The 23,822-nt window shown below is 37.9% G+C and carries 23 protein-coding genes and 1 pseudogene; 11 read left to right on the plus strand and 13 right to left on the minus strand.

The window, feature by feature from the left end; genetic code table 11:
• Positions 1-49: 49 nt before the first annotated feature.
• Both SUSAZ_08000 and SUSAZ_08005 read right to left on the minus strand, forming a co-directional pair.
• A complete protein-coding gene (locus SUSAZ_08000; GenBank protein ID AHC51889.1) occupies positions 50-1,045 on the minus strand; it encodes an alcohol dehydrogenase in 996 nt (331 codons plus the stop codon).
• A gap of 20 nt (positions 1,046-1,065) precedes the next feature.
• The gene (locus SUSAZ_08005) at positions 1,066-2,004 is read right to left on the minus strand and encodes a peptidase (GenBank protein AHC51890.1); all 939 of its coding nucleotides are present in this window, start codon (positions 2,002-2,004) and stop codon (positions 1,066-1,068) included.
• An 87-nt stretch (positions 2,005-2,091) separates the two neighbouring features.
• Between SUSAZ_08005 and SUSAZ_08010 the strand changes: the two genes are divergently transcribed.
• From SUSAZ_08010 to SUSAZ_08025, 4 genes are all read left to right on the plus strand, one after another.
• A complete protein-coding gene (locus SUSAZ_08010; GenBank protein ID AHC51891.1) occupies positions 2,092-2,373 on the plus strand; it encodes a heavy metal transporter in 282 nt (93 codons plus the stop codon).
• A gap of 346 nt (positions 2,374-2,719) precedes the next feature.
• Complete coding sequence (locus tag SUSAZ_08015; GenBank protein ID AHC51892.1) at positions 2,720-3,646, plus strand: Na(+)/Ca(2+) exchanging; 927 nt, start codon at positions 2,720-2,722, stop codon at positions 3,644-3,646.
• A 96-nt stretch (positions 3,647-3,742) separates the two neighbouring features.
• Positions 3,743-4,984 (plus strand): hypothetical protein, encoded by a 1,242-nt coding sequence (locus tag SUSAZ_08020; GenBank protein ID AHC52556.1) that lies wholly within the window; start codon positions 3,743-3,745, stop codon positions 4,982-4,984.
• Between the two features lie 898 nt (positions 4,985-5,882).
• On the plus strand, positions 5,883-6,218 hold the full coding sequence (locus tag SUSAZ_08025) for a hypothetical protein (protein ID AHC51893.1): 336 nt from the start codon (positions 5,883-5,885) through the stop codon (positions 6,216-6,218).
• A gap of 187 nt (positions 6,219-6,405) precedes the next feature.
• Here the strand turns inward: SUSAZ_08025 and SUSAZ_08030 are convergent, their stop codons facing one another.
• The 6 genes from SUSAZ_08030 to SUSAZ_08055 form a co-directional block, all read right to left on the minus strand.
• Entirely contained in the window at positions 6,406-7,536 is a 1,131-nt protein-coding gene (locus SUSAZ_08030) for a hypothetical protein (GenBank protein ID AHC51894.1), read from the minus strand.
• A gap of 23 nt (positions 7,537-7,559) precedes the next feature.
• Entirely contained in the window at positions 7,560-8,276 is a 717-nt protein-coding gene (locus tag SUSAZ_08035) for a multidrug ABC transporter ATP-binding protein (protein AHC51895.1), read from the minus strand.
• Positions 8,257-9,108, minus strand: coding sequence for a MarR family transcriptional regulator (locus tag SUSAZ_08040; protein AHC51896.1), 852 nt, complete (start codon positions 9,106-9,108; stop codon positions 8,257-8,259). The genes SUSAZ_08035 and SUSAZ_08040 overlap by 20 nt, the downstream gene beginning before the upstream one ends.
• Positions 9,109-9,255: 147 nt before the next feature.
• Positions 9,256-10,701 (minus strand): aldehyde dehydrogenase, encoded by a 1,446-nt coding sequence (locus SUSAZ_08045; GenBank protein ID AHC51897.1) that lies wholly within the window; start codon positions 10,699-10,701, stop codon positions 9,256-9,258.
• A gap of 355 nt (positions 10,702-11,056) precedes the next feature.
• The gene (locus SUSAZ_08050; GenBank protein AHC51898.1) at positions 11,057-12,508 is read right to left on the minus strand and encodes a xanthine/uracil/vitamin C permease; all 1,452 of its coding nucleotides are present in this window, start codon (positions 12,506-12,508) and stop codon (positions 11,057-11,059) included.
• Between the two features lie 339 nt (positions 12,509-12,847).
• The gene (locus tag SUSAZ_08055) at positions 12,848-13,813 is read right to left on the minus strand and encodes a pyridine nucleotide-disulfide oxidoreductase (protein AHC51899.1); all 966 of its coding nucleotides are present in this window, start codon (positions 13,811-13,813) and stop codon (positions 12,848-12,850) included.
• A 348-nt stretch (positions 13,814-14,161) separates the two neighbouring features.
• Between SUSAZ_08055 and SUSAZ_08060 the strand changes: the two genes are divergently transcribed.
• From SUSAZ_08060 to SUSAZ_08080, 5 genes are all read left to right on the plus strand, one after another.
• The gene (locus SUSAZ_08060; protein ID AHC51900.1) at positions 14,162-15,211 is read left to right on the plus strand and encodes a glucose-1-phosphate thymidylyltransferase; all 1,050 of its coding nucleotides are present in this window, start codon (positions 14,162-14,164) and stop codon (positions 15,209-15,211) included.
• A gap of 13 nt (positions 15,212-15,224) precedes the next feature.
• Positions 15,225-16,157: a dTDP-glucose 4,6-dehydratase gene (locus SUSAZ_08065; GenBank protein ID AHC51901.1), complete on the plus strand. Its 933-nt coding sequence runs from the start codon at positions 15,225-15,227 to the stop codon at positions 16,155-16,157.
• On the plus strand, positions 16,151-16,999 hold the full coding sequence (locus tag SUSAZ_08070) for a dTDP-4-dehydrorhamnose reductase (GenBank protein ID AHC51902.1): 849 nt from the start codon (positions 16,151-16,153) through the stop codon (positions 16,997-16,999). The genes SUSAZ_08065 and SUSAZ_08070 overlap by 7 nt, the downstream gene beginning before the upstream one ends.
• The gene (locus SUSAZ_08075; protein ID AHC51903.1) at positions 16,980-17,537 is read left to right on the plus strand and encodes a dTDP-4-dehydrorhamnose 3,5-epimerase; all 558 of its coding nucleotides are present in this window, start codon (positions 16,980-16,982) and stop codon (positions 17,535-17,537) included. The genes SUSAZ_08070 and SUSAZ_08075 overlap by 20 nt, the downstream gene beginning before the upstream one ends.
• A 163-nt stretch (positions 17,538-17,700) precedes the next feature.
• Positions 17,701-18,831: an ABC transporter substrate-binding protein gene (locus SUSAZ_08080; GenBank protein AHC51904.1), complete on the plus strand. Its 1,131-nt coding sequence runs from the start codon at positions 17,701-17,703 to the stop codon at positions 18,829-18,831.
• A gap of 136 nt (positions 18,832-18,967) precedes the next feature.
• On the opposite strand, the gene SUSAZ_08085 is transcribed toward SUSAZ_08080, so the two are convergent.
• Together SUSAZ_08085 and SUSAZ_08090 are read right to left on the minus strand one after the other, a co-directional pair.
• Positions 18,968-20,332: a mercuric reductase gene (locus SUSAZ_08085; protein AHC51905.1), complete on the minus strand. Its 1,365-nt coding sequence runs from the start codon at positions 20,330-20,332 to the stop codon at positions 18,968-18,970.
• A gap of 63 nt (positions 20,333-20,395) precedes the next feature.
• Complete coding sequence (locus SUSAZ_08090; GenBank protein AHC51906.1) at positions 20,396-20,554, minus strand: transcriptional regulator; 159 nt, start codon at positions 20,552-20,554, stop codon at positions 20,396-20,398.
• 101 nt (positions 20,555-20,655) lie between these two features.
• Between SUSAZ_08090 and SUSAZ_08095 the strand changes: the two genes are divergently transcribed.
• The gene (locus SUSAZ_08095) at positions 20,656-21,054 is read left to right on the plus strand and encodes an ArsR family transcriptional regulator (GenBank protein AHC51907.1); all 399 of its coding nucleotides are present in this window, start codon (positions 20,656-20,658) and stop codon (positions 21,052-21,054) included.
• Positions 21,055-21,062: 8 nt separating this feature from the next.
• Here the strand turns inward: SUSAZ_08095 and SUSAZ_08100 are convergent.
• The 3 genes and pseudogenes from SUSAZ_08100 to SUSAZ_08110 form a co-directional block, all read right to left on the minus strand.
• A pseudogene (locus tag SUSAZ_08100) lies at positions 21,063-22,822 on the minus strand (chloride channel protein).
• A 21-nt stretch (positions 22,823-22,843) separates the two neighbouring features.
• Positions 22,844-23,014: a hypothetical protein gene (locus tag SUSAZ_08105; protein AHC52557.1), complete on the minus strand. Its 171-nt coding sequence runs from the start codon at positions 23,012-23,014 to the stop codon at positions 22,844-22,846.
• The gene (locus tag SUSAZ_08110; protein ID AHC51908.1) at positions 23,011-23,610 is read right to left on the minus strand and encodes a 2-keto-4-pentenoate hydratase; all 600 of its coding nucleotides are present in this window, start codon (positions 23,608-23,610) and stop codon (positions 23,011-23,013) included. The genes SUSAZ_08105 and SUSAZ_08110 overlap by 4 nt, the downstream gene beginning before the upstream one ends.
• A gap of 34 nt (positions 23,611-23,644) precedes the next feature.
• Here SUSAZ_08110 and SUSAZ_08115 point away from each other — a divergent pair, with 34 nt between their 5' ends.
• Entirely contained in the window at positions 23,645-23,821 is a 177-nt protein-coding gene (locus tag SUSAZ_08115; GenBank protein ID AHC52558.1) for a hypothetical protein, read from the plus strand.
• Position 23,822 lies beyond the last annotated feature (1 nt).

The following is a 23,822-nucleotide window of genomic DNA, read 5'->3' on the forward strand; positions in this document are numbered from 1 at the left end:
AGGACAGACTCAATCACAGGGGAGATAAGAAAGTTAAAAACAGTTTCAGTCATTGGTTTCCTATGAATATCCTTCCGTCCCTCTCCTCATTAAATAATGACTTTACTGCTTCTACACCGTCTTTCAGATCGAATATCTTCCAAGTCTTGACCTTACAGTCCTTACACAAATCCAGTAATTCCACAAAGTCTTTTCTGTTACCTCTGTTAACTCCCAAAATGCTTATGTGCTTTGAATAGAGCTGAGACAGGTTTACTTTTACCTCAGCTCCCAGGAGTGTCCCAAAGGTCACTAATTTCCCCCTTATCCCCACAACTGAGAAACTCTTCTCCCAGAATTTTTCTCCCAGTGAGTTAACCACCACATCACCCATTTTTCCGTTTGTGACCTCCTTTACTTTCTCCTCGACTTCATTATAGTCTACTACTAGGTCAGCCCCAAAGTCCCCGAGCCATTTCTTCCTACTAACTGCAACCACTTTGGCTCCAAATTTCTTAGCTAACTGTACTATAAACATTCCTGTATTTCCAGAGGCACCAAAAACAATTACCGTTTCACCTGGTCTCAGGTTAGCTTCCTTCAGAGAGTGGTATGCAGTAAGCCCTGCTACTGTTAGGCTAGCACCAAGTTCCCATGAATAACTCTCCGGAAGTTTGAACACATACTTCTCATCTAGTGATATGTATTCAGCAAATCCTCCATTAGCGTCTACTCCCACTCTTCCTCCACTTCTACATACAGTCTCATAGCCTGACATACACATATCACAGGTACCGTCGAATATCCTTCCATATATCGTGACCCTGTCCCCAGGTTTTACACTTCTGACATGTTCTCCGACTTTAACCACTTCTCCTGCAAATTCTACTCCAGGTATATGGGGTATTGGATTTACCTTTAATGCCTCTATTGTGTAGTAATCTACCGGATTAACCCCTGCCAACTTAACTTTTATTAGGACGTCATGTTGCCCTACTGAGGGATCTTTGTAGTCAACATACTTTAGGTTATTTAAACCGTTCTTATCAAAGGCCAGAGCCTTCAAATTTGTTCTCCTCTAAACTATTAGTTTTCAAAGTGTTTAAGAATTACTCTCATTGCGTTTTTCCATAATACTTCCTCGCTATGTCCATCTAGCATTTCAGACAATTCTTTCAATTTTAGGACGTTCTCAAATCCCTCAGGGACTTTTTGAATTCCCAGGAAGTCTGTCCCTATGGCTACGTATTCCCATCCAAAAGACTCACCAATGTACCTTATGTTTTCCACTAGACCACTAATTGTCGGTTCCTTAAGTGTCTCAACTATTGCTGTGACTCCTATAACTCCATTGGTCTTCACTATAGCCTCTATTTCCTCGTCGTCTAAGTTTCTTTTATGTTCCTTTAGCTTTCTAGCATTGCCGTGTGACACAATTATTGGTCTTTTACTTATTGAGGCTACGTCTAGTAGGGTCCTTTTACCGGCATGGGCTAAGTCAATTATTATTCCAAGTGAGTTAGCTATCTTAACTAATTCTTCTCCCTCATCAGTTAACCCATAGTCTTTGTTAGACATGCATGCTGAGGCAAACTTGTTATCATAATTCCATGTCAACCCTAGGTTATATACGTGCATTTCCTTAAGTAGGTAAATATCCTCGTAGTCCCTAAGTACGTCAGCTCCCTCTAAGGATAAAAGTACCTTTATTCCTGGCTTCTCTAAGTCCTCCTTTCTTCTCACAAGTGTGATGTAACCTCTCCTGTCGAGATAGTAGTAGAATTTGACTTGGTCAAGAAATAGGGAAAAGGAGAACGATGTTCCCCTGGTGGGTCTACCGTAGAGGTTACTCAGTTTGTAGCTCTTATCGTTGAGGGTGTCAATATGGGGGAATATTGAGCCAAAAATTAAACTGTCGAAATTACGTAGCATCTTTATACTTGATTGCTTTTGTTCCTCTTCAATTACATCTCTTCCCATTTGGTTTGAATATGCAAGGTCTTGGTGTAGATCTACTATCTTCATATTTATATGAACTCTGAAAGGAATATATTTTTTCAGCCAAGTTTATGGAGTAAAATGTTTATAAGTTTTAATTAATTAATTTATCATATGGACGAATTCAACAAAAAAGAAATTAATAATGAGCTTAGGGTCATGAAATTTCAGGTATTTGATGTGGAGTGTGGTAATTGTGTGTATAAAATTAAGAGAGCCTTGGCTACCCTACCTAATGTCGTGGATATAAATATTACTCCAGATTTTGACAATTCCAAGGCTGTTGTTATTTTAAGGTATAAAGGTAACCTTGACAAAAGAGAAATAGAGGAAATTCTGAAGGAAATTTCAGAGGAGTCGCCATATCATGAGTATAAGGCAGTGTGGGAGAGTTAGCCTGAGGGACATAGTCCAGTAGAAGTATTTACAAAGGATGTTAGAAGTTCAGCGAGAGTGTTTTCATCAAACTTCATTTTACTTTTTATGCCCTTCTAACGAAATAGAGATTTGTATATTACCCATAACTTAGTGAAAGATACGTACTTATGCTATTCAGTCGGCTTGTCATGGGTAAAGCCGATCCATAAGTTTTCTTTTGTGACTAAAAATGTCTAAGCATTTCACGTTGGTTTTCTATTTTTAATATCAATATAGATTAGTGTAATCACTCGATGATCAGTTAGACTATACTCCGTTAGTTGAAAGTAGATTTAAAATTCTTCCTGAGTAAGATATTTTGAAAATGTTATTATTCTGGATCGAATTCATAGGTACTTTTATTGGTCTCTTTATCTCAGCAGAGCTGATCGCTAAAGTTGCTGATGAATTAGAGGAAGTATTGGGTCAAGGGATTACGGGTGGTATACTTTTAGGGTTTATAACCGCACTTCCTGAAACAATATTTGTTATAATAGCCTCTCTTGGGGGTAGTCTTGACGTAGCCTTTGGTTCAGCCATAGGGGGCAATATATTGTTGTTCACTGTGGGAGCAGGTCTGGTGGGAATTGTTTATTTTTGGAAGTGGAAAAACAACTTGGTAATGGACCAGGAGTACCAGGTGGAAAATAAATTTTTGATAATTAGTACGATAGCTCTAGTTTTAATCACTCTTTATTCTAAGCTAAACGTGATATCTGGGGTCTGTCTCATTCTGATCTATGTTTACTACGTAATATATAGGCTGAGGAAATTCAAGAGGGATAAACTAGTTGCAAAAAAGGAGGTTGACTACGTTAAAATCTCAATTTTCATGGTTGTTGGGGCTATATTACTCATCATACTATCGCATTATTTCGTGGAACAGTTAGACCAGATTTCCCTCAGTTTTGGAATTCCCGCTGTCTGGATATCTCTAGTTTTGTCACCTATAGCAGGTGAATTGGAGGAGAAGATCTCTGCATTTAGGCTTATAACACTCTCAAAGAAAGGTGGTTCCTTGTCCCTTTTGAGCTTCGTGGGTAGTAAGATAGAAAATAACACGGTTCTTTTAGGTATCATAGGATTATTTGGAGACTACGGTTTACGCCCAGTCATTCCAGAGATGGTATCATTAATTCTAGTTAATGTTTCTGTCTTGCGTGTGCTCTTTGATAGGAAATTAACTGTTTTGGAGTCATCATTACTAATAATTGCATATGTTGTTATAATTATTGCACTTTATTACATATGACAGAAAAATATTCTAAATAGTAGGATTCTCCTTAGTCTGGTTAAAGGTAATATGATATCTCTTACCTAAAACATTATATATAAAAGTATATAAGATATGGAAAGTAATAGTGTATTAAAAATGAGTATAATTGGCGCGCCAAGATCTTCCAGAAAGGTTCTTACACTCACTGTGAAGGGTCTCCCTCCTGATGTTTTGACTAAGGTTGTAGTAAACGGATTACCATACTACCTTTCAAATGAGACTGTCACCTTTATAGAACCTATAATTTGGAAAGCCTCAAAGGTCATAAAGAAGAACAAGGTTTATGAACCTATCCAAAGCGAGGGTAGTGCTTCCCCTCCTGATAATGCCGAAATAGTTTATAGGGAGACTAGCACTATACCTGAGTACTGGTTAGAGAAGAAAATTGGTGGGAAATATAAAGTAAGCAAGATTTTGGGTAGTGGTGGGGCAGGCTATGTTTTGCTAGCTGAAGATAAGCAGGCTAATAAGTATGCAGTAAAGATTTACAGGCTCGAGAGCGAAAACCACGGCGAGACTGCTCTATTTAGAGATTCGATGATAGAGCTAGCAAACAATATAAACAAGATATCTAAGTTAGATCACCCCAAACTTATAAAATTCTATGATGTGAATGTGAATCTAGAAGTTATCAAGAGTTATTTTAAAGGTATAACTTATTTGTATCTTAAGGATCCCCCCTATGTTGCAATGGAGTATATGGGTAATGGAACTGTTAAGGACTTACTTTTGAGGGATGAATACTTCTACTCAGTCAGGTGGAAGAAACTTGTGTATAGAATAATATTCCAGGTTGCGAGGGGACTATTATACCTCCATTCTGAGGGTTATGTCCATTTGGACGTAAAACCCTCAAATATATTCATTGAGTCTGTAAAGGGTGACGATATAAGAGTTAAACTTGGAGATTTAGATTCCATGAAAAGGGTTGGTCAATCAATACTTGAAATTACACCAGAGTATGCGCCACCTGAGCAATTGCAGGCTCACTACACTAAGGAGGGTGCTAGACCCACAATGGACATATTCTCTCTGGGAATAACATTTTATGAGTTACTAACAAGGAAGAAAAGGCAACCTAATTATCTTGTATCTGCTCTGGAAGCTCTATCTAAGGGTAATCATGACGAGGCTAAGAAATTAATTAATGACGATATAATTTACCTTTCAACTTGGAATATTGATTCGATTGATGATGATAAAATTAAGGACTTGATCCAAAGAATGGTAAGCCCAGATCCTAAGTCTAGACCAACTGCCAAGGAAGTAGTATATGAACTTGATGACTTATTACAAAGAGCAGAGAAGAAATGAGGACATGAGTTTACCGTGTCTATTAAAAAGGAAAATTCGGGCTTGATTTAACTCTACCTAAGCTTTAAATTAAAAGAGAATTTCATGTTAATCTAGGTTAGAAATGGTGTCTTAAGTTAGCACAAAAAGTTCGATTTTACTGTAGAATATATTTTGGGCTGATTCAGTCTTATTTCATTTGATATTGCTTTATTCCTCCGAAGAGTATTGAATAATACGTAGAATATAAGCCTCGAGATAAGAGTGTTTGACCTAATTGATGCAAAAACTTAAAGTGATTAGATGACATACATTATCACATATGAGTAGTGAGGAGGACATTATTAAGAAGATAATGGAGAGCCCAAAGCTTTTAGATATTCTAGCAGGCAAAATTTTTGAGAAGATAAAGGACGACGTCATTATCAAGAGAATTGAGGAACTTGAAAAAGTAACTAAGGAACTTGTAGAGAGTATAAAGGACCTTAAGAAAGTATCGCAGAATAACACGGATCAGATTACCTTAATCTGGGAGAGTCAGGAAAGGATATGGAAAGAGTTGGGGGAGATTAAGGAGGATAATAAGAGGATTTGGGAGAGTATTGAGAAGATCAACTTGAATATTCAGCGTCTTCAGGAGGATAATAAGAGGATTTGGGAGAGTATTGAGAAGATCAACTTGAATATTCAGCGTCTTCAGGAGGATAATAAGAGGATTTGGGAGAGTATTGAGAAGATCAACTTGAATATTCAGCGTCTTCAGGAGGATAATAAGAGGATTTGGGAGAGTATTGAGAAGATCAACTTGAATATTCAAGGATTACAAGAGGAAAACAGAAAGACATGGAAAGAAATTCAAAAATTAAACGTTGCCTTCTCCTCATATACTTCTAGAGGAGGTCATTATATAGAGAAAACAATAATGGAGTTGTACAAGGAAGCTCTAGAGCTACATGGGATAGATCCTTCAAAGGTTAAACACGGATATATTGAGGATAAGCTTGGAGTTGTATCTAGAGGCAGGAAATACGAGGTTGACTTCTATGAAACAAATGATCACATATACCTCTTCGAGATCAAGAATTTAGCTGATGAAGGAGCCATAGAACAACTTGAGACCAGGGAGAAAATATTTGTGTCACTGTATAACAAGCCTGTAAAGAAATTTTTAGTAGCTAACTCTATAGAGAAGGAGATAAAGGAGCAGGCTGAAAATCTAGGTATTATTGTAATTGCTGGGATAGTTATAGAATGAAATTTTTAATGGAGAGAATATCGCTAATCCTCTACAGGTTTAAATCAGTCTCATAATGCCCTTCATTTCGGCTTATTTAAAGACACTCCATCAGTAATTCAAGGCTCTTAAGTTGCTGGTCAGACAGTCATGTAATTTATTTCACACATAATATATAAAAATTAAGGAAAAATCTTTCCACCATTTCTCACGTCTTCTCTTTGTACACCTTCCTTATGAAGGATTTACTAAGGACCACACTGAGTAGGGAGAATACACCCACTAATCCTAGGATAATCACGTAAATGTCAGAAGCTACAAGACCTATCGTATAAACAAGGGCAAATACACTACTTCCTAAAATTCCCCCTATAGCCTTTCCTGTATATAATACTCCACTATTGACTGTCGAAAACTTAGTCCCAAAAATTTCCCCCGATATATTGAAGTAGAGCGTTATTATTGACCCACCGGCAAAACCAACAAGTATTGTTGATAAAGCTAATTGGTTAAATAGGAGCATAAATGCGCCAAAGGTCAATACGACATTCAGTAGTAACGCTGTTTTGACCAGACCTATCCTATCTCCAAGATATCCAAAGATAGGTCTCAATCCTCCACTTAGTAATGGTAATATGGACACCAGTGTAATTAACTCCTGTTTAGGTAGACCTCGTCCCAGAACTGATAATTGGGAAGAGAGTACACTAAGTACCGCAGTTGCGCCAATGAAGGAGATGTAAATTAACCAAAACCTCAAGTCCATTATTGTCTCCCTAGGTGGTTGTCCCTTTAGAGTCTTTGGATACTCTGAAATCCACAATAGTATAGGTAAAAGGACAATCTCCACTAGTCCGATAGTTAAGGTAACAGTTTTGTAATTACCAACTAAAGATATGAAGGGATTCGCCACAGCTGACCCTAGTCCAAATCCCATGGAAACTATACCTGTAGCAAATGCCATTTTGTCCATGAACCATTTCATTGCTAGGTTTGCAGCTATACCGTAGAGTATACCTTCTCCTATACTCCCTAATGTCCAAAATACGTAAAACATATATATGTTGGGTGAAAAATAAGTTCCCAAAAACCCTAGAGCTGATAAAATTGCCGAGACCACTCCTATCTTTCGTGGTCCTTGTTTATCTGCAAAGTGACCTCCCAAAGGTTGGAACATTGAAGAGAAGAAGGAGAAAAGAGTAAAACCTAAAGATAATTGAATGATACTTTGAGTTAGTCCTTTCTCTAGTAGAGGTTCTAGTGCATTCCATGAGTACTGGTATAGGGAGTTAAAACTCATTACGATAAAGCCAATTATCACGAACTTATTCCTATTCATAAAAACAGGTTAAATGATAAAATCTAAAAAGCTTTTTTCATCAGCAGTGAACTCAGGAACGAGAACAGAAATCCTATGACTACTGTTCCGCCAAACCAGGCTAAAGAGATTGGGTCACCAACTAGGGCAAAGTAAGTGGATTGGGATACGTAAGTTGTAGGTTCTAGATAAGCTAAGTATCTAAATGGAAGCGGTATTTGTGTCAAAGGGAAATAAACTGGTGCAAAGAAAGATAGGATAAACCCTATAATTGATGACCACTGATTTACTGCATGTAGGTTCCTTATTGCAGTCCCTATTAGTAACCCTACCATAGACGCCATATATATTGATCCTATTATAGATAAGACGAAGAAGAGTGCTGAACTTATTTTCACGCCCAATAGAAAATATCCTAGGACTAGAAAGACAGGTATCAACATTAGAGTTTGAATACCATTAGATATGGTTATACTTATAGCGTAAAGTTGTATGGGTATACCACTGGCAATCATTAATGAAAACCTTCCACTGCTCCTCTCTAGGGCTAGATTCTGTGCAACAGATATGATGCTGTTAATGGATATGAAGAATGTTATTGATCCAGATATCAAGTATGTGGATAAAGTCCTCTGTATAATTGTACCAAAGGAGAATATGAATCCCAATGGAAATAGAATAGAGAAGAAAATAAATACAGGTAAGTAAGCCTTAATCATTTTAAATTGCATAAACAAGAGGTTAATGAACTCCCTGAACACTTTTGATCACCTCTAAGTATACGTCCTCTAAACTTGGTGCCTTCACTTCAAATTTTCCATTTAGTTGTTGAATTATTCTCTTCACTTCATCCTCTCCCTTAACCCTGTATACATTACCTGTGGAGTAATCGATGACATCATACCAATTTGCGAATTTGTCCTTAACCTCGCTTGGTGTACCTTCTACTAGTATTCTTCTATAAATGAAATAAATTCTATTAGCTAGTCTCTCTGCCTCTTCCAGGTAATGTGTAGTCAGCAATATACTCTTTCCCTCTTTCCTAAGCTTAAGCAATATATCCCAAACTTCCCTCCTGGCTTGAGGGTCCAAACCAGTCGTGGGCTCATCTAATATTATCAATTTTGGGTCATTAACAAGAGCCATGGAGATTAATAATCTCCTCTTTAACCCACCAGACAAATCTCTCCCTAGTGTTTTACCTTTATCAGACAATTCCAATTGTTCTAATAGTTCCTTAGTCCTCTCCTTTGCCCTTTCCCTATCTACTCCTTTAATTCTAGCCATATAATAGATGTTATCCCAAACAGTGAGGTCACCATAAGGTTCACATTCTTGGGGAACCACTCCCATATGTTTCTTTATTCCTCTGTCTGTAGGCTTGGATCCTAAAACTCTAATTTCCCCCTTATTCGGGTTCAGCTCCCCATAAAGTTGCTTCACCAGTGTTGTTTTCCCAGCACCATTAGGACCTAGTAAAGCAACTATCTCTCCCTCTTCGATGTTCATGGAAATGTTCTCGTTAGCCACAAATTTTCCGTATAACTTCCATACGTTATTAACTTCTACTAACACAAATGTATCTGTATTCATGACTAATTAAATCTTAGCTAGTTTCTTTTACCCAAAACGACCTAGGCATGTTTTTGAAGTCCTCACAAGGGGCTCATTTTGGAGAAAAAAGTGAGAAGACATAACTTGAAGAAGGGCATGAGAGTCTCCTTCATCTTCTTAAGTGCCTTAATATTGTAAGTGGACTGCCTTTATCTTAGTATAGAAGTCTAAGGCTTCCTCACCTAACTCTTTATATACATCATTACCCGAACCTTTAAAACCTCCATAGGGCACCCATTGGTCTAACTCAACTGTAGGTCTATTGACCTTTACAACTCCCGCCTCTACACCCTCACTGAACTTCATAGCCTCATTTAAGCTGTTGGTCACTATCTCTGCTGTAAGACCGTAATCCGTTGAATTGACTATCTCTATTGCCTCGTCCAAGCTTTCATAAGTCATTATCGTCAAGATTGGACCGAAAATCTCTTCTTTAGCAATTCTCATGTCTTTGGTCACATTATCAAATATGGTAGGCTTTACGAAATAACCATAATCGTAGTTCTCCCCCTTAATAGGTTCACCACCGTAAACTAGTTTAGCCCCTTCATCCTTTCCTATTTCCACATAACCTAGCACTTTTTCGTACTGGTCTCTACTGGATAAAGGACCCATGTGAACAGGTTGTTTTAACGCATTACCTACAACTAAGGACTTAAAGGACTCAGTCATTGCATTTACAGCCTTGTCATGCAACTCTTTTGGAACCAAGAACCTGGATGTGGCTAAACAAACTTGACCAGTATTTACCATGACTGACCACGTAACGTGTTCAATAGCTAAGTTGAAATCGCCATTTTTGGTGAGAACTGTAGCATTTTTCCCTCCTAGCTCTAACTGTAATCTGGTGAATCTATTTCCTATTTTACTATTTACTTCTTTCCCAACTTCAAGTGAACCCGTAAAAGAGAGAGCCTTTATCTCCTTGTTTGTCACTATCTCGTCTCCAACTTCTCTTCCTGACCCAGTAACTAAGTTCACTACACCCTCAGGTAGACCAGCTTCATATAGTGCATTAACAAGCTCGAATGCAACTGTAGGAGTGTTGGATGCAGGTTTAAATATAACTGTATTCCCTGTAGCCAAAGCAGGAGCTATCTTCCAACCAGGGATTAGGAATGGGAAATTCCATGGCGTTATGATCCCTACAACCCCAATTGGCTCCCTTATGGTTAGGTGCATACTATTCTTCATACTGGATTGTAAAGTTTTGCCATGGCTGTTTAGCGTTAACCCACCATAATATCTAAGCAAGGATGTGACTCTTTCCACTTCATATGCACTTTCTCCAAGAGTTTTTCCCTCTTCCATAGTTAAGGTCTTTGCAATCTCCTGCATTCTAGATTCCAATATATCTGCAGTTTTGAAGAGGATCTTAGCCCTCTCATATGCTGTATATTCCCTCCACTTCTCGTAGGACTCTTTTGCTATTTTTATTGCGTCTGCAACATCTTTTCTGAGGAGACGGGGAAACTTTGACACAATTTCTCTATAATCTGCTGGATTTCTTACTTCATACCACTCCCTGTCCACTGGTTTAACTAATTTACCTATATACACTCCTTTTTCCAATATCTCACCTCAAAATATTTTCACTTAGATATATTTTTGTTTATACATATATATTTAAACATTATTTTAATTATCTAAACCTGTCTAGATAATGAGAGTAGTTACGTGACTTCTGATTAAGATGGAACCTACAAACTTCTCTCTTTAGTTTTATTTTCCTAGTTGGCTTACAATGTTATACGTTAGTTGTCTCATGACTAAACTATATTAGTAGTATTATCTAAAAGAGTAGAAACCCAACTGTTCCAACTGAAAAGAGATGATATGAAATGTTTACACATTTGATAAAGTGTTTGGGAACGAAGACACGTATAAAAAAATAATAACTTCTTTATATTAGATTCACTAAAATACTCTATAGCCCTGTAGCCAGTAACGCGAAATATATTACAAATAGTATTGTAATTATTATGCTTCCTAACTTTAGGTCTCTAAATTTACCTGCGGCTAGCTTCAAAACAACATAACTTATGAAGCCTAATCCTATACCTGCTGTTATACTGTAAGTGAATGGGATTGAGATCATTGTAACAAATGCCGGTATAGTATCTGTCATATCATTATTTGTAACCAGCTTACCAGCCAACGATAGGAAGAGTAAGCCAACTAGCACAAGAACTCCACCGGTGGCAAAACCTGGGACTACTGAAAACAGTGGTGCTAATGGAATTGATGCGAAGAAGAGAAGCGAAATCACAAGTGCAGTTAATCCGCTCTTTCCCCCTTGCTCTATTCCTGTAGCACTTTCTACATAAATTACAGTTGTTGAAGTCCCAAAGAATGGAGCCAGTATGGAGGCAAGTGCATCAGAGATTAACGTCCTATTAATGTTCTTTATCTTCCCTTTTTCGTCTATAAGACCAGCCTTTGTTGCTAAACCTGAAATGGTTCCAACTCCGTCAAAAAAGTCCACAAGGAAGAGGGAAAACGCTATTGGGAAGCCCAGTCCAAACAGCACAAAGTATAGGTAGAATGAAGTACTTAGGTTTGGAACAATAGATGTGGCAAAGTCAGGAACTGTAAGGATAGCTGGGGGAAGGCTAACATATCCCATTACCCCTCCTACTACAGTTGTGGCAATTATTGCGATTATAAATCCACCAATTACTCTTGCTATAAGTAATGCAGCTGCAATGAAGAAGCTTATCAATCCTAGGTAGAAAGCTCCCTGAGATAAGAGAGCGGTATTTAGCTGAATGGGTGTTCCCTGTCCAGGTTCTACTATACCAATATCCGCAAGTCCAATCAGTGAAATGAATAACCCGATACCAATACCAATACCAATCCTCAATGTCTCAGGGACAGAGTTTATTATGAACTCTCTTATCCCTCCGACAGAGAATATCAAAAAGAGTATACCATTAAAAAATACTGAAATAAGGGAGAGGTACACCGCAAAGACTGCAGCTGATTCTCCCTGCATGTAGTGTGAGGTTATTAGTACATTTGTAAATGAAGGTATAACAGTGTAAGCTATAAACGCATTTTCACCCATCCCTGGAGCTAGTCCAAAGGGCATTTTTCCAAACAATGCCATAATTAATGTCGCTACAGCTGCTGCAGTGGCAGTTGCTACAGTGAAACCAATCCTTATAACATTGTCCAGAGATTGGTACTCTGCTGGTATAGGAGCAGTGGGAGAGAGTCCTAGTGATGTCCTTAGAGCTAGTTCAAATCCACCTGTCAGTATGGACGGATTTACAAACAATATATATGCCATTGCTAGAAATGTCGTAATTCCCGCAATTGTTTCTGTTTTAAGATTCGTGTTTCTTGCTTTCAATTCAAAGAAGCCTGTAACACTCATAAGCTAGTTTAAAAGAGCTTAAATTAAAAGTTTTTCTATCTTCATGTAAATAGTACAGGAGAGCTTATTACGATTTTTTTACTTGCTTATGTAAATACATGCTATGTTTCAGAACGTTAATTGGAAGACGCGAAGTAAGGAATTTATATGTATTACTAGATTACATTTTGTACTCGAATCGGTAAGGAGAAATTTAACACGAATTTGTTCTTAGGCTGTTTTAATATACCTATAGAGTAAGGAGAGAGACAAGAGTAAAAGTCGTTTATTTACTTTGGTCTTTACAAAAGGATGAAAGCCTCGCCCTTTAGGGCGGGGAGGAGGTCAGTTGTTAAAAATCTAGTTAATTAGTCTTATAGCCCTAAATATACCAAACCTTTTAGCTAATTCAGCCATATCTCCTCTGACGAATCTTCCCATAAAATCTCCAAATGACTCACTTCCAATTTTCACAATAACTGCTAACTGTTTGTACCGGAATTTATCCTCATTACCGATGGCATTTAGCATGGCTCTCTCTCCTGCTTGGACAGCAACTTGAGCTGACATAGGTATAAAACTTTTTGTGGTTGCACAATCACCAGCCCCATAGACATCCTCAAAGTCCTCAGACCTCAGATATTCATTAACTAGCATTCTGCTGTTAATGTTCGTAAGCCTCAGTCTGCTTATTATTTCAGGTCCCTTAAATCCAACACCTGATATTACTAAATCTACTTTTAAATTACCATTAGTAGTGACTAATGTACCATTGTCAATTCCCTCAACCTTCGTTTTCAGATATAAATTAACCCCCATTTCTTCTAACCTTCTTTTCGCGTACTCAGAGGAGTCCTTACTCATGAATCCTAATAACTTATCCCTTTCCTCCACTAGGTAAACTTCCTTTCCTAGCTCTCTAGCATGACCTGCAAGTTCAACCGAAAGAGCACCTCCTCCAAGTACCGCAACTTTTCTCTCCTTTCTTAACTTTTCTCTTATTCTTAACGCATCCTCTATGTTTTCTAACTTCTCTGAACCGGGTATGAGCCTTTGTGAATAGCCCAAAGTTATGATCAGCTTATCATATAGTATGGTCCCTTCAGTAGTAATCACTTTTTTCTCCTTAAAGTCAACACTCTTGACCGTAGCCCTTAACACTTTTCTGTAGGGTAACTTAGCTATTTCAGGGTTTCCAGTCCTCACTACATCAACTAATCTGTGGGTTAATACAAAGTAGTTCTTTTCGTCAATTAAAATTGCGTCTCTGTAAGTCTTCAACGCAGAAAGACCAGCAAAACCTCCCCCTAGAATGACAACTCTCATAATATTCAATCTATCCTTGAGGGATTTAAAATCCTTCTACATAACATGTTTAAACTCAGCGTTTGTTAAAAAGTATAAGTATAAAGAAGGGAACACTCTAATAGCTTGTCAAAGATAATATATAGAATAACAGGGAATGGAGGAAAATTTTTAAAAGAACAAGAAGATAAACTCTAAGTTTTTAGTCTTTGAATTAATTAATTTAAATATTTAATCATGGATTCTTCCATTGTATAAAATATATTAATTTTAGGATACAACCTTTTTCACATAGGATCTTTAACACGAAACGAGAATTTCGAATTGGATAAGATTAAAATATTTACAAACTCAACAAACTCTTTAGTAATGAAAGCCATCATACTTCACGGCGGTCAGGGGACTAGACTAAGACCTTTAACTCATACGGGACCAAAGCAACTCATCAAAATCGCCGGAAAACCCATATCCTTATGGGGCGTTTTATCACTGAGGGATATAGGCATAAGCGATTTTGGTATTATACTTGGGAATAACCACCCAGAAAAGGTGATCGAGTATTATGGTGATGGATCAAAGTTCGGCATAAAGGTTACGTATATATATCAGGGAGAGGCAAGAGGATTAGCTGATGCTATTTACAAGGTAAAAGACTTTGTAAAAGACGATAATTTCATAGTATATTTAGGCGATAACGTTGTTCTTGAGGGGTTAGACAAACTCGTTAGTTTCAACAGTTCAGCATCAATACTCCTTGCAAGGGTAGATAATCCGAACCGTTTTGGTGTAGCTGTTATAAACAACGACAATAAGGTCGTGAGACTAGTTGAAAAACCTAAGGAGAGGATATCTGATTTAGCTCTTGTAGGCGTTTATGCGTTTACCCCTGAAATTTTTCACGCAATTGAAAAGATAAAGCCGAGTTGGAGGGGTGAACTTGAGATAACTGATGCAATTCAGGAACTTATTAATGAAGGTAAAGAGGTATCCTATTCACTGATCAAGGGGTGGTGGAAGGATACTGGAACACCTGATGATCTGTTGGAGGCAAATATGATCTTACTTGACAGATACCTGGAAACTGTAGTGAAAGGTAAAGTCGACGACTCAAGAGTGGAGGGGAGAGTAATAATAGACGAGGGGAGTGTAGTTGAGAAGTCTGTTATAAGAGGACCAGTGTATATAGGGAAGAACTGTAAAATAAGTGGTTCTCATATACTGCCTTTTACATCTATTGGCGATAATGTAGTGATCGAGAACTCAGAAGTGTCAAACTCATTAATAATGGACGATGTCCAAATTAAGGGACTATCTATAACTCAATCATTAATTGGGAGTGGAGCAAGAGTCCTAAAGAAGGAGAATCTACCTACTGGCAGGATATTCATTATAGGTGAGAATTCTTTAGTGGAGGTATAGGTGAGCTGAAATGATCATGGTTACTGGTGGGGCTGGTTTTATTGGTTCCTCTTTTTCACGTGAAGTGAAAAAACCTGTGATCTTTGATCTATTAACCTATGCTGGGAGGTTGGAGAATCTAATAGGTGTAGACCATATATTTGTCAAAGGAGATATACGAAATTATAGTCAGTTAGAAGATATTGTAAAGAAATATGACATAAAAATTATTGTAAATTTTTCAGCAGAGACTCATGTTGATAGGTCAATAAATAACGCCCATATATTTTTAGACACTAATGTTTCCGGAGTAGTGAACTTGTTAGAAATATGCAGAAGGTATGATACCCGCCTAGTTCAAATCTCCACCGACGAAGTTTACGGAGAACAGGAGAATGCTACAGAGGATTTTCCGCTGAGACCCTCCTCCCCTTATTCTGCATCTAAAGCTTCTGCCGATATGTTCATTTTAGCTTATGTTCGTACTTATGGAGTTGACGCAATAATTATTAGACCATCAAACAATTACGGACCTAGACAACACATTGAGAAGCTAATTCCCAAAACCATTGTGAGGACACTGTTGGGACTTGAAATACCAATTTACGGTAAAGGTGATCAGGAAAGGGACTGGATATACGTTGAAGACACTGCAAAGGTAATCGCTCAATTAGTTGAAACAGGAAAGAAAGGTGAAATATACAATGTACCAGGGGGTCAAAGGATAACTAACATAAAACTTGTTGAAATGATAGGTGAATTAATGGGAAAGAAATTGAAGATAAAATTTGTTAAGGATAGACCTGGTCACGACAAAAAGTACTCAATGATTTCAACAAAATTGAGTTACAAAGTTACTCCTTTGAAGGAGGGACTGAGCAAGACAATTAAATGGTATTTGGAAAACGAGTGGTGGTGGAGACCACTTTTAAATGACGAATACTTTTTGAGGGAAGCACAATGGTAACATTAATAATCGGTGGATCTGGACAACTTGGTCAGGAACTTGGAAAGTTAATAAAGGACAGTATTCTCACCTTTAGCTCAAGACCAATTAAAGGTGGTATCTACTTAGATACACGGAACTACATAAGGGTACAAGACTTGATCATGAAGACTAAGCCTGAAGTTATCATAAACACGTCTGCAATTACAGATGTGGACAAATGTGAAGTGGATAGAATTAATGCGTATAGTGTAAATTCGTTAGCTGTAAAGCATATGGTAAGGGCGGCTTCAATAACCAAGTCATACTTCATTCAAATATCGACAGACTATGTATTTGACGGAAGTAGGGGGAATTATAATGAAGATGATTTACCAAACCCTTTAAATTATTATGGGCTCACCAAGTTACTCGGAGAGACGTATTCTTCATCCTATGACTACTCACTTGTAATAAGAACTTCAGGGATCTATGGAAGTAGCAAGGAGAATTTTCCTCTTTACGTTTTGAAGTCACTGATGAAGGGGAGTAAAGTGAGGGCAGTCAGGGACATGTATTATTCTCCCATTAACGTTAAACAATTAGCTGAGGCTATAGTACAACTGCTGCCTTTAAGGAAAACAGGTATTTTGAATATTGCTGGAGAGAGAGTATCAAGATATGACTTAGCCTTAAGAATTGCTAAAATGTCGTCATTAAACGAAAACTTAATAGAAGCTGTTAATTATGAGGACATGTCGTGGGAGGCTAGGAGACCTAAGGACTCTTCCTTGGACTCGTCAACTGTTAAGAAATATGTGAGTGTCAATTTATCCTTAGAGGAGGGGTTAAGGAGGTTGATAAGTGATGTTCAGGGTGAATAAGAAGGATATTCCTGATGTTCTTGTTATAGAGACTGATAAATATGAGGACGAAAGGGGATTTTTGATGGAGCTCTTCAAGAGGTCTAACCTCATTTTCATCGATAATATAGTCCAAGTTAACTACTCCTATTCCAGGAAAGGGGTAATAAGGGGGTTACATTACCAACTAAAGCCCAAAGAACAGGGTAAACTAGTTACAGTGATCGATGGTAAGATATACGATGTGGCTGTGGACATTAGAAGAGGATCGCCGTGGTATGGAAAGTTTGTTACTGAGATCTTGGTTCCAGGGAAGATGTTGTGGATACCGCCAGGTTTTGCTCATGGTTTTCAGGCTCTGGAGAACTCCCATGTTGTCTACTTCATTTCTGGAAACGATTTTTCTCCTCCTAGTGAGGCAGGGATAAGATATGACGACCCAGATATAGGAGTGAACTGGCCAATACAGAACCCTGTCGTGTCACAAAAGGACTTAAGGTGGCCCAGTCTCAAAGAGTGTAAAAACAACTTTGAATATGTAGCTCATGACAGGAGGTAATACGTGAAGAGTATGTGATTTTCTCTACTTACTCTCACATGTTACGGCTAAGGTCTAAAAGACCGTGTTCTGTTATAGCGCTCTAAAAACGTCATATATGTTGTTCAAGATAAATATGATTGACAAGAAAAATTTTTAAAAGTAAATATTTCTTATACTACATATGTCCTATAAAAAAGCTTTAACTAGAATTCAAGCCATACTAATAGTAGTAATAATAGTTATTGCAGTTGTAGGAGTCGCAGTGTACTTTCTAAGCCAGAAACCTTCTTCATCTCCTGCCTCCAGTTCATCTACTTCCTCTTCTTCAAATTCAGCGTCATCTACCAGCCAAAGTGGGAATTTAGTTATATATGGCGCAGGAGCTTACGCAGCAATACTCAACTACCTAGCGAGTCAGTTTCAAAATCAGACAGGGATACAGACTCACGTTAATCCAGGTGGGTCATTTGCTTTGGCAAGTCAAATTTCACAGGGTTCACCTGTAGACGTCTTTGTGCCAGTTGCGTTTATACAGGCTATTCCACTTGAGGGATCTCAGAACCCAGGTTGGACAATTGCTTTCCTATCTGACCAGATGACTATAGTCTACTCAAATTACACTGAAAGTACTCCTTACTGGAACCAGTTATATTCCAACTACACCATGGCTATGAAAACCAATCAAACCCAGTACTGGTATAATTTCTTCTATCTACTTTCCACTAAGTTCAGTTTGGGAATAGCTAATCCAAATACTGATCCTGAGGGGCTATACGCCTACTTAATTTTAAACATGGCTGGTTACCTTTACGCCAACCACAACACTAGTTACTTCACTGATCTAGTGAAAGCTAATCCAAACGTGAAAAGTGCCACAACAACTGCTGCTTTCGTATCTCCACTGAAAGCAGGAGAGCTGGACTTCACGTTCTCCTATGTATCTTATGCTGTTTCTCAGAAGCTGGACTATCTAAAACTACCTCCTTGGTTGAGTTTCGGTTATTATCCCAATGAGACCCAGTGGTATAGTCAATTTTCCTATAACATTACAGTATCAGGAAAAACCCTCACTATTCACGGAAATCCTGTGTATTTGTACATTACTGTACCACTCACCTCAACCAATCCCAATGCAGCATATCAGTTCATCGAGTTTATTCTGTCCCACCACAGCGAATTGTCGCAGTTTGGTGTGACCCCAGTGTACCCAGCAGTGCTATTTTACAACAACTTAAACTCATTACCTCAACCTATAAGCCAATTATTGCAAAATGGAGAGTTAAAGTATGGCGGAACTATTCCAAGTATTTAATTTTTTACACAACTAGGAAAGCCTCGCCCTTTTAAGGCGGGGAAGAGGTCAGTTACTTAGCAAGAGGTCTTATTTCTCTTTCAATATTAAACTAAATTTTTGTAAGGAGATTATACATTTCTGTTCAACTATAAGCCTAGTCCACACAACAACTCATTCTCTTTACATCTCTCTCAAAAGCAATGGCAGCGATCTTTAGACTCTCTGACATTGTAGGGAACACATGGATAGTGTCTATTATATCGTATATAGTGGCCTTAAACTTAATCGCAAGAGCTGCTTCATTAATTATCTCAGCCGAGTTCTTACCAAATATTTCCACACCTAGAATTCTCATGTCTTCCCTGTTAACTACCATCTTGATTAAGCCAAGACTCTCCCTTAATATCCTTGCTTTGGGAACACTGTCCATGCTGACTACCCTGTAATCCACAGCATATCCTAAGGACTCAGCCTCAACTTGAGTTAAACCAACTCTAGATACATTAGGATCAATGAAGACCACCTGGGGAACACTTAGTTTATCAATTTTTTTATGGGAGTTCAGTATCGCGTTATCTACAGCTATAAAACCTTCCTTCCCGGCAACGGATTCTAACATTTGCTCCCCTATAACATCACCAGCAGCAAAGATGTTTGGATTCGTAGTTCTCAGTTCATCATCAACCTTAACCCCACCCTTCTCGTTCAGACTAACTCCTGCGACATCAAGATTTAAATCTACGTTGGGTCTCCTTCCAGTTGCAACAAGTATCTCGTCAACCTCTACTTCACCCATGTCTGTTATAACGACCTTCTGGTCATTCTTTGTCTCCACTTCTTCCACTCTAACCTGAGTAAAAACAGGTATCTCCTCTACATTCTCCAAGTAATTCTTGACTGACAGGGAGATCTCCGGTTCCCAATTGGGTAAAATTCTATTACTCCTCTGGAGTATGACAGTGTCTACACCTAATCTCTTATACATTTGTGAGAATTCAAGTGCCAATGCCCTTCCTCCTATTATTGCTAAGGAGGAAATCTTTCTTGTAGGAGATAGGGCTTCAACGTTAGTCCAATAACCTGCTTCATTTAAGCCTTTTATATCAGGAATAGACGGCGATGAACCAGTTGCTATGAGGAATTTTTTTGCCTCTATAATTTCCCCATTAACTTTAATGGCATTAGGCGAGATAAAGTGAGCCTTGCCTTTGATCACTTTTGCATCGTAACTGTTCAACACGTCCTCATATTTCTCTTTTCTTAGAGTCGAGACTATTTCTGATTTGTCTTCAAATGACTTCTCAAAGTTTGGCGTAATCTTTCTATTTAAGGCTATTGAGGCGTATTTATAAGTTTCACCAATACTTAACAATCTCTTTGAAGGTACGCAGCCAACATTTACACAAGTACCGCCAATTTCCCCGTAGCCTATTAATACCGGCTTTATTCCCAGTTCGTTTGCCCTTATTAGTGCTGAGAAGCCTGCAGCACCATAACCTATTATTGCAAGGTCATGCACTTTTCTCACCTGTCCTCCTTACAGTTTTCCCGCGATTAAACATAAAAAAACTAAATTAGAAAGTTAAAAGTTAAATTTTCTTTGAAATTCATTTGCACAATCTTCACAGCAGAAATAATGCTCTTTTCCTTTAATCATCTTAGTGTAAATATGTTCCTCAGTTAATTCCATGCCACAGTTTTCACACTTTAACTCATTTTTATTCATTCTCATTTTAACCATTTCACATCAAATATACTATATTCTCTTACACATATAAATATTTATTCATATGAACACTTGTTCATAAAAAGACTAATTAACAGGGCTTTTGATCTAATATTATGGAACCAATTTTAAGCGAATTAGAGTCATTTTTCTCGGCATTGTCAGACAAGACTAGGCTAAGCATTGTGTTGTTTCTTCTAGAGAAAGGAGAGGTAACTGTTGATGAGATAAGCAGAACTTTGAACAAGTCTCAATCCCTTATATCGCATCATCTGGCTTGCCTGAGGAATTGTGGTATAGTTAAGGTAAGAAAGGAAGGAAAGTTTTCTTATTATTCTTTGGCTGACGAGGACATTAAGAACTTAGTTAGAAACGCCATTGAACACGTTAGAAAATATAGTAAGTCAATATTGGCATGTGAGGTTGTTGGTAATAGTAAACCAGATACTCTTAGCGACAGAAAGATCGTTTTGGAAACCGATGAAATTGAAACTGGTACTCCAGGTAATTCATAAGAAGTCTTCTAGGTATTTATCTTGCCAATTTTCCATGTCTTCTTCATCTCTTCTTTGTAAGCGTTTAATAGGTCGTCAATGGTAATTATTCCTAAGAATACATTTATTAACTTAAGGAACCCACCTGTTTTTCAGCCTGCTCAATATTTCCCAAGCCTCTTCAAGAGATGAGTTAAGTGTCACATATGGTGTCCCTTTGACTACGTATTTAGTGATAGAGTCAGAGGGTTTTCTTCCCTCAATATCCTTCATGTATGCTATACCTATGAACTTAGAATTATCGTCAACTACAGGTAAACTCAAAAGGTCTCTATCTCGCATCATTTTAAGAGCCTCCTCTACGCTAGTATATATCTTTACTTTCACATCTTCAACATGACAAGAGCTTACTTTGATGAGGGTGAGAAGAGGAGTTTCATATTCTTGTAAGTATGCTAGGGAGTCTCTCCTTGTTGGTACTTGTGCTTGATAAATTGTGTAATTACCTGAGATCAGATAGGATATTGCAACTGCTATCATAGCTCCAGACAATAACTGTAAACTTCCTGTCATTTCTGTAACCATTATTATTACTGATAAGGGTGCTTTTCCTGCAGCTGAGAAGAGGCTCATCATTCCTATGATCACAAATGGAGATATATTAGGGACAATTGTTGGAAATAAAAGATGGAATACTAAACCCACATCAGCTCCCATAAATGCGCCTATGAATAGACCGGGCGCGAAAACTCCTCCGCTAGCTCCTGAACCGATTGAGAAGGGGTTGCCAATATTTTTAGAAACGGAATCAATGCTAAAATAATGAAAAATGGAAGTATGAGGGATAGAAACTAGAAAATTTTTCATATTCTACTAAATTTATCCAACCATATCTCACTCCCATAACCTCAGGCACAAGTAGTGCAATAGCCCCTGAGACTAGCCCACCTATCAGTGGTTTGACATGATTTTTAATTTTTATCATTTTAAAGAATGAATTTACACCGTAAAAAGTTTTTACGTAGAGTATTGCAAGTAACCCAGAGACTACTCCAAAAATGGCGTATATCGGTAATCTTAAAGGATTGAAAGAACCGGTGTAGTAGCCAAATACTGGTTCAAAACCGAAGATCGAACCGAAAATTGTGTACCCTATTGCTGAGGCAATCAATGTGGGGTAAATTACCCCAGGCTCTATATTCCTCTCATAGAATATTTCCGCAGCTGAAATTGCCCCACCAATAGGTGTCTTGAAAATCGTTCCAATACCAGCACCTATTCCTACTGCTACAGCTTTCCTTCTATCTTCGGGCGATAATTTCAACAAGTCTGCTACAATCGTTCCAACTCCTGCAGAGAACTGTGCGGTAGGTCCTTCTCTTCCTGCACTTCCACTAGACCCTATGGTTATGGCTGAGGCAATAATCTTTACCGGTACAACTATTCACTTAATTTTACCTTGATAATAATGATACGCTTTTATAGCAGCATCAGTCCCGTGACCTTCAGCCTCAGGAGCAAAAGTATAGACAATTAAACCAGACAATAATCCGCCTAAAGCAACTGAAAAGGGAATAAGATAGTATCTTCCGGTCATAAATACAAAGTTTAATGAACCGCCTTCGCCTAATGGCTTAGGAAGGGAAATTGATACTAAGGAATATAAGAATAAGCTCTCAAATACATGAAGTAGTAGATAAAATATAGTTGCTGCTGAACCTGCTATTATGCCCAATATTACTCCAAGGATGAACCACTTCTCAGAGTAAGGCAAAGAAGATAACTTCATAGGATTAATAGATTTATACAATTATTTCAAACTTAAATTAGTACCTATATAACTTAATCCATCAATTTTAAGCATATATTCAGCTAGTGTTAAGAAAAAAATTCCGTGAAAAAATCTAGTCTTTCGCCTCAAGAATATTACTATATCTTGTCCTCTCTTTATTGTTCTATACATAAATGTTCTCTTTTTCACACAAACTTCACACTTATCGTCTTCTTGCCCTCTACCCTGACTCTATCTCCTTTCCCTATAGTATGAGGCCCAATGAACACACCTAAGGACACATAGCCCTCCATATCTTGTCTAACAACACTTGAAGGATTGTAGGCAGGACCTCCCTCTCCTACCAGCTTATCATTTATAAAGAGCTTAAAGTTTCCGAAAGGTGGTTCTATTTGTTCACCCACGAAGAGCCTTCCTGCGAAGGCATCATCAGCAATTATGTATTGCTCAGGGAGATTCCACGTGTTAAACCTAGTTGCAGGTATCTCAAGTCCCAAGTAAGTCTTTTCCACCTTACCTTTCCTCACGACTGCTATAATTTCTACCTCCAGCTTATGGGTCTTAAACCATAGCTCTATCTCCTCATCAAATGTTATCATAGGTTTTGTTATCACTCCTAAAGCCTTTCCTTGAAGTGCTATTTTATATCCCGCTAAGCCCTCATGATCAACTAACATTTTTGAAAAGTCCCTGTAAACTTGATAGCCTTCTTCCTTCTCTAGTGGGAAAGGTTCTATTTCCTTCCTTTTCTTATACGCATCGAAAAGTAATTCTGCTTTGTTCATATATTCTATTACCACAAACGGTTAACAAAAACTTTTGTATTTACATTTAAAAGGAACCATATTAGGTACCACTGCACCAATGTATGCAAAGACAGTTTCAGTGATCTACTTTACAATTTTCTGGGACTTCTCCTATAACAAGATATACTTTAGTTACAAAAGAATGAAAGCCTCGCCCTTTAGGGCAGGGAGGAAGTCAGATGGAAGATGAT

This window comes from Sulfolobus acidocaldarius SUSAZ, from assembly GCA_000508305.1.
GTDB classification, from domain to species: Archaea; Thermoproteota; Thermoprotei_A; order Sulfolobales; family Sulfolobaceae; genus Sulfolobus; species Sulfolobus acidocaldarius_A.

Excerpts from the sequence above, each read along its gene's own strand:
- SUSAZ_08005 (AHC51890.1), bottom strand. The coding sequence starts at position 2,004 with ATGAAGATAGTAGATCTACACCAAGACCTTGCATATTCAAACCAAATG.
- SUSAZ_08010 (AHC51891.1), top strand. The coding sequence starts at position 2,092 with ATGGACGAATTCAACAAAAAAGAAATTAATAATGAGCTTAGGGTCATG.
- SUSAZ_08015 (AHC51892.1), top strand. The coding sequence starts at position 2,720 with ATGTTATTATTCTGGATCGAATTCATAGGTACTTTTATTGGTCTCTTT.
- SUSAZ_08020 (AHC52556.1), top strand. The coding sequence starts at position 3,743 with ATGGAAAGTAATAGTGTATTAAAAATGAGTATAATTGGCGCGCCAAGA.
- SUSAZ_08030 (AHC51894.1), bottom strand. The coding sequence starts at position 7,536 with ATGAATAGGAATAAGTTCGTGATAATTGGCTTTATCGTAATGAGTTTT.
- SUSAZ_08040 (AHC51896.1), bottom strand. The coding sequence starts at position 9,108 with ATGAATACAGATACATTTGTGTTAGTAGAAGTTAATAACGTATGGAAG.
- SUSAZ_08050 (AHC51898.1), bottom strand. The coding sequence starts at position 12,508 with ATGAGTGTTACAGGCTTCTTTGAATTGAAAGCAAGAAACACGAATCTT.
- SUSAZ_08055 (AHC51899.1), bottom strand. The coding sequence starts at position 13,813 with ATGAGAGTTGTCATTCTAGGGGGAGGTTTTGCTGGTCTTTCTGCGTTG.
- SUSAZ_08060 (AHC51900.1), top strand. The coding sequence starts at position 14,162 with ATGAAAGCCATCATACTTCACGGCGGTCAGGGGACTAGACTAAGACCT.
- SUSAZ_08070 (AHC51902.1), top strand. The coding sequence starts at position 16,151 with ATGGTAACATTAATAATCGGTGGATCTGGACAACTTGGTCAGGAACTT.
- SUSAZ_08080 (AHC51904.1), top strand. The coding sequence starts at position 17,701 with ATGTCCTATAAAAAAGCTTTAACTAGAATTCAAGCCATACTAATAGTA.
- SUSAZ_08090 (AHC51906.1), bottom strand. The coding sequence starts at position 20,554 with ATGGTTAAAATGAGAATGAATAAAAATGAGTTAAAGTGTGAAAACTGT.
- SUSAZ_08095 (AHC51907.1), top strand. The coding sequence starts at position 20,656 with ATGGAACCAATTTTAAGCGAATTAGAGTCATTTTTCTCGGCATTGTCA.
- SUSAZ_08110 (AHC51908.1), bottom strand. The coding sequence starts at position 23,610 with ATGAACAAAGCAGAATTACTTTTCGATGCGTATAAGAAAAGGAAGGAA.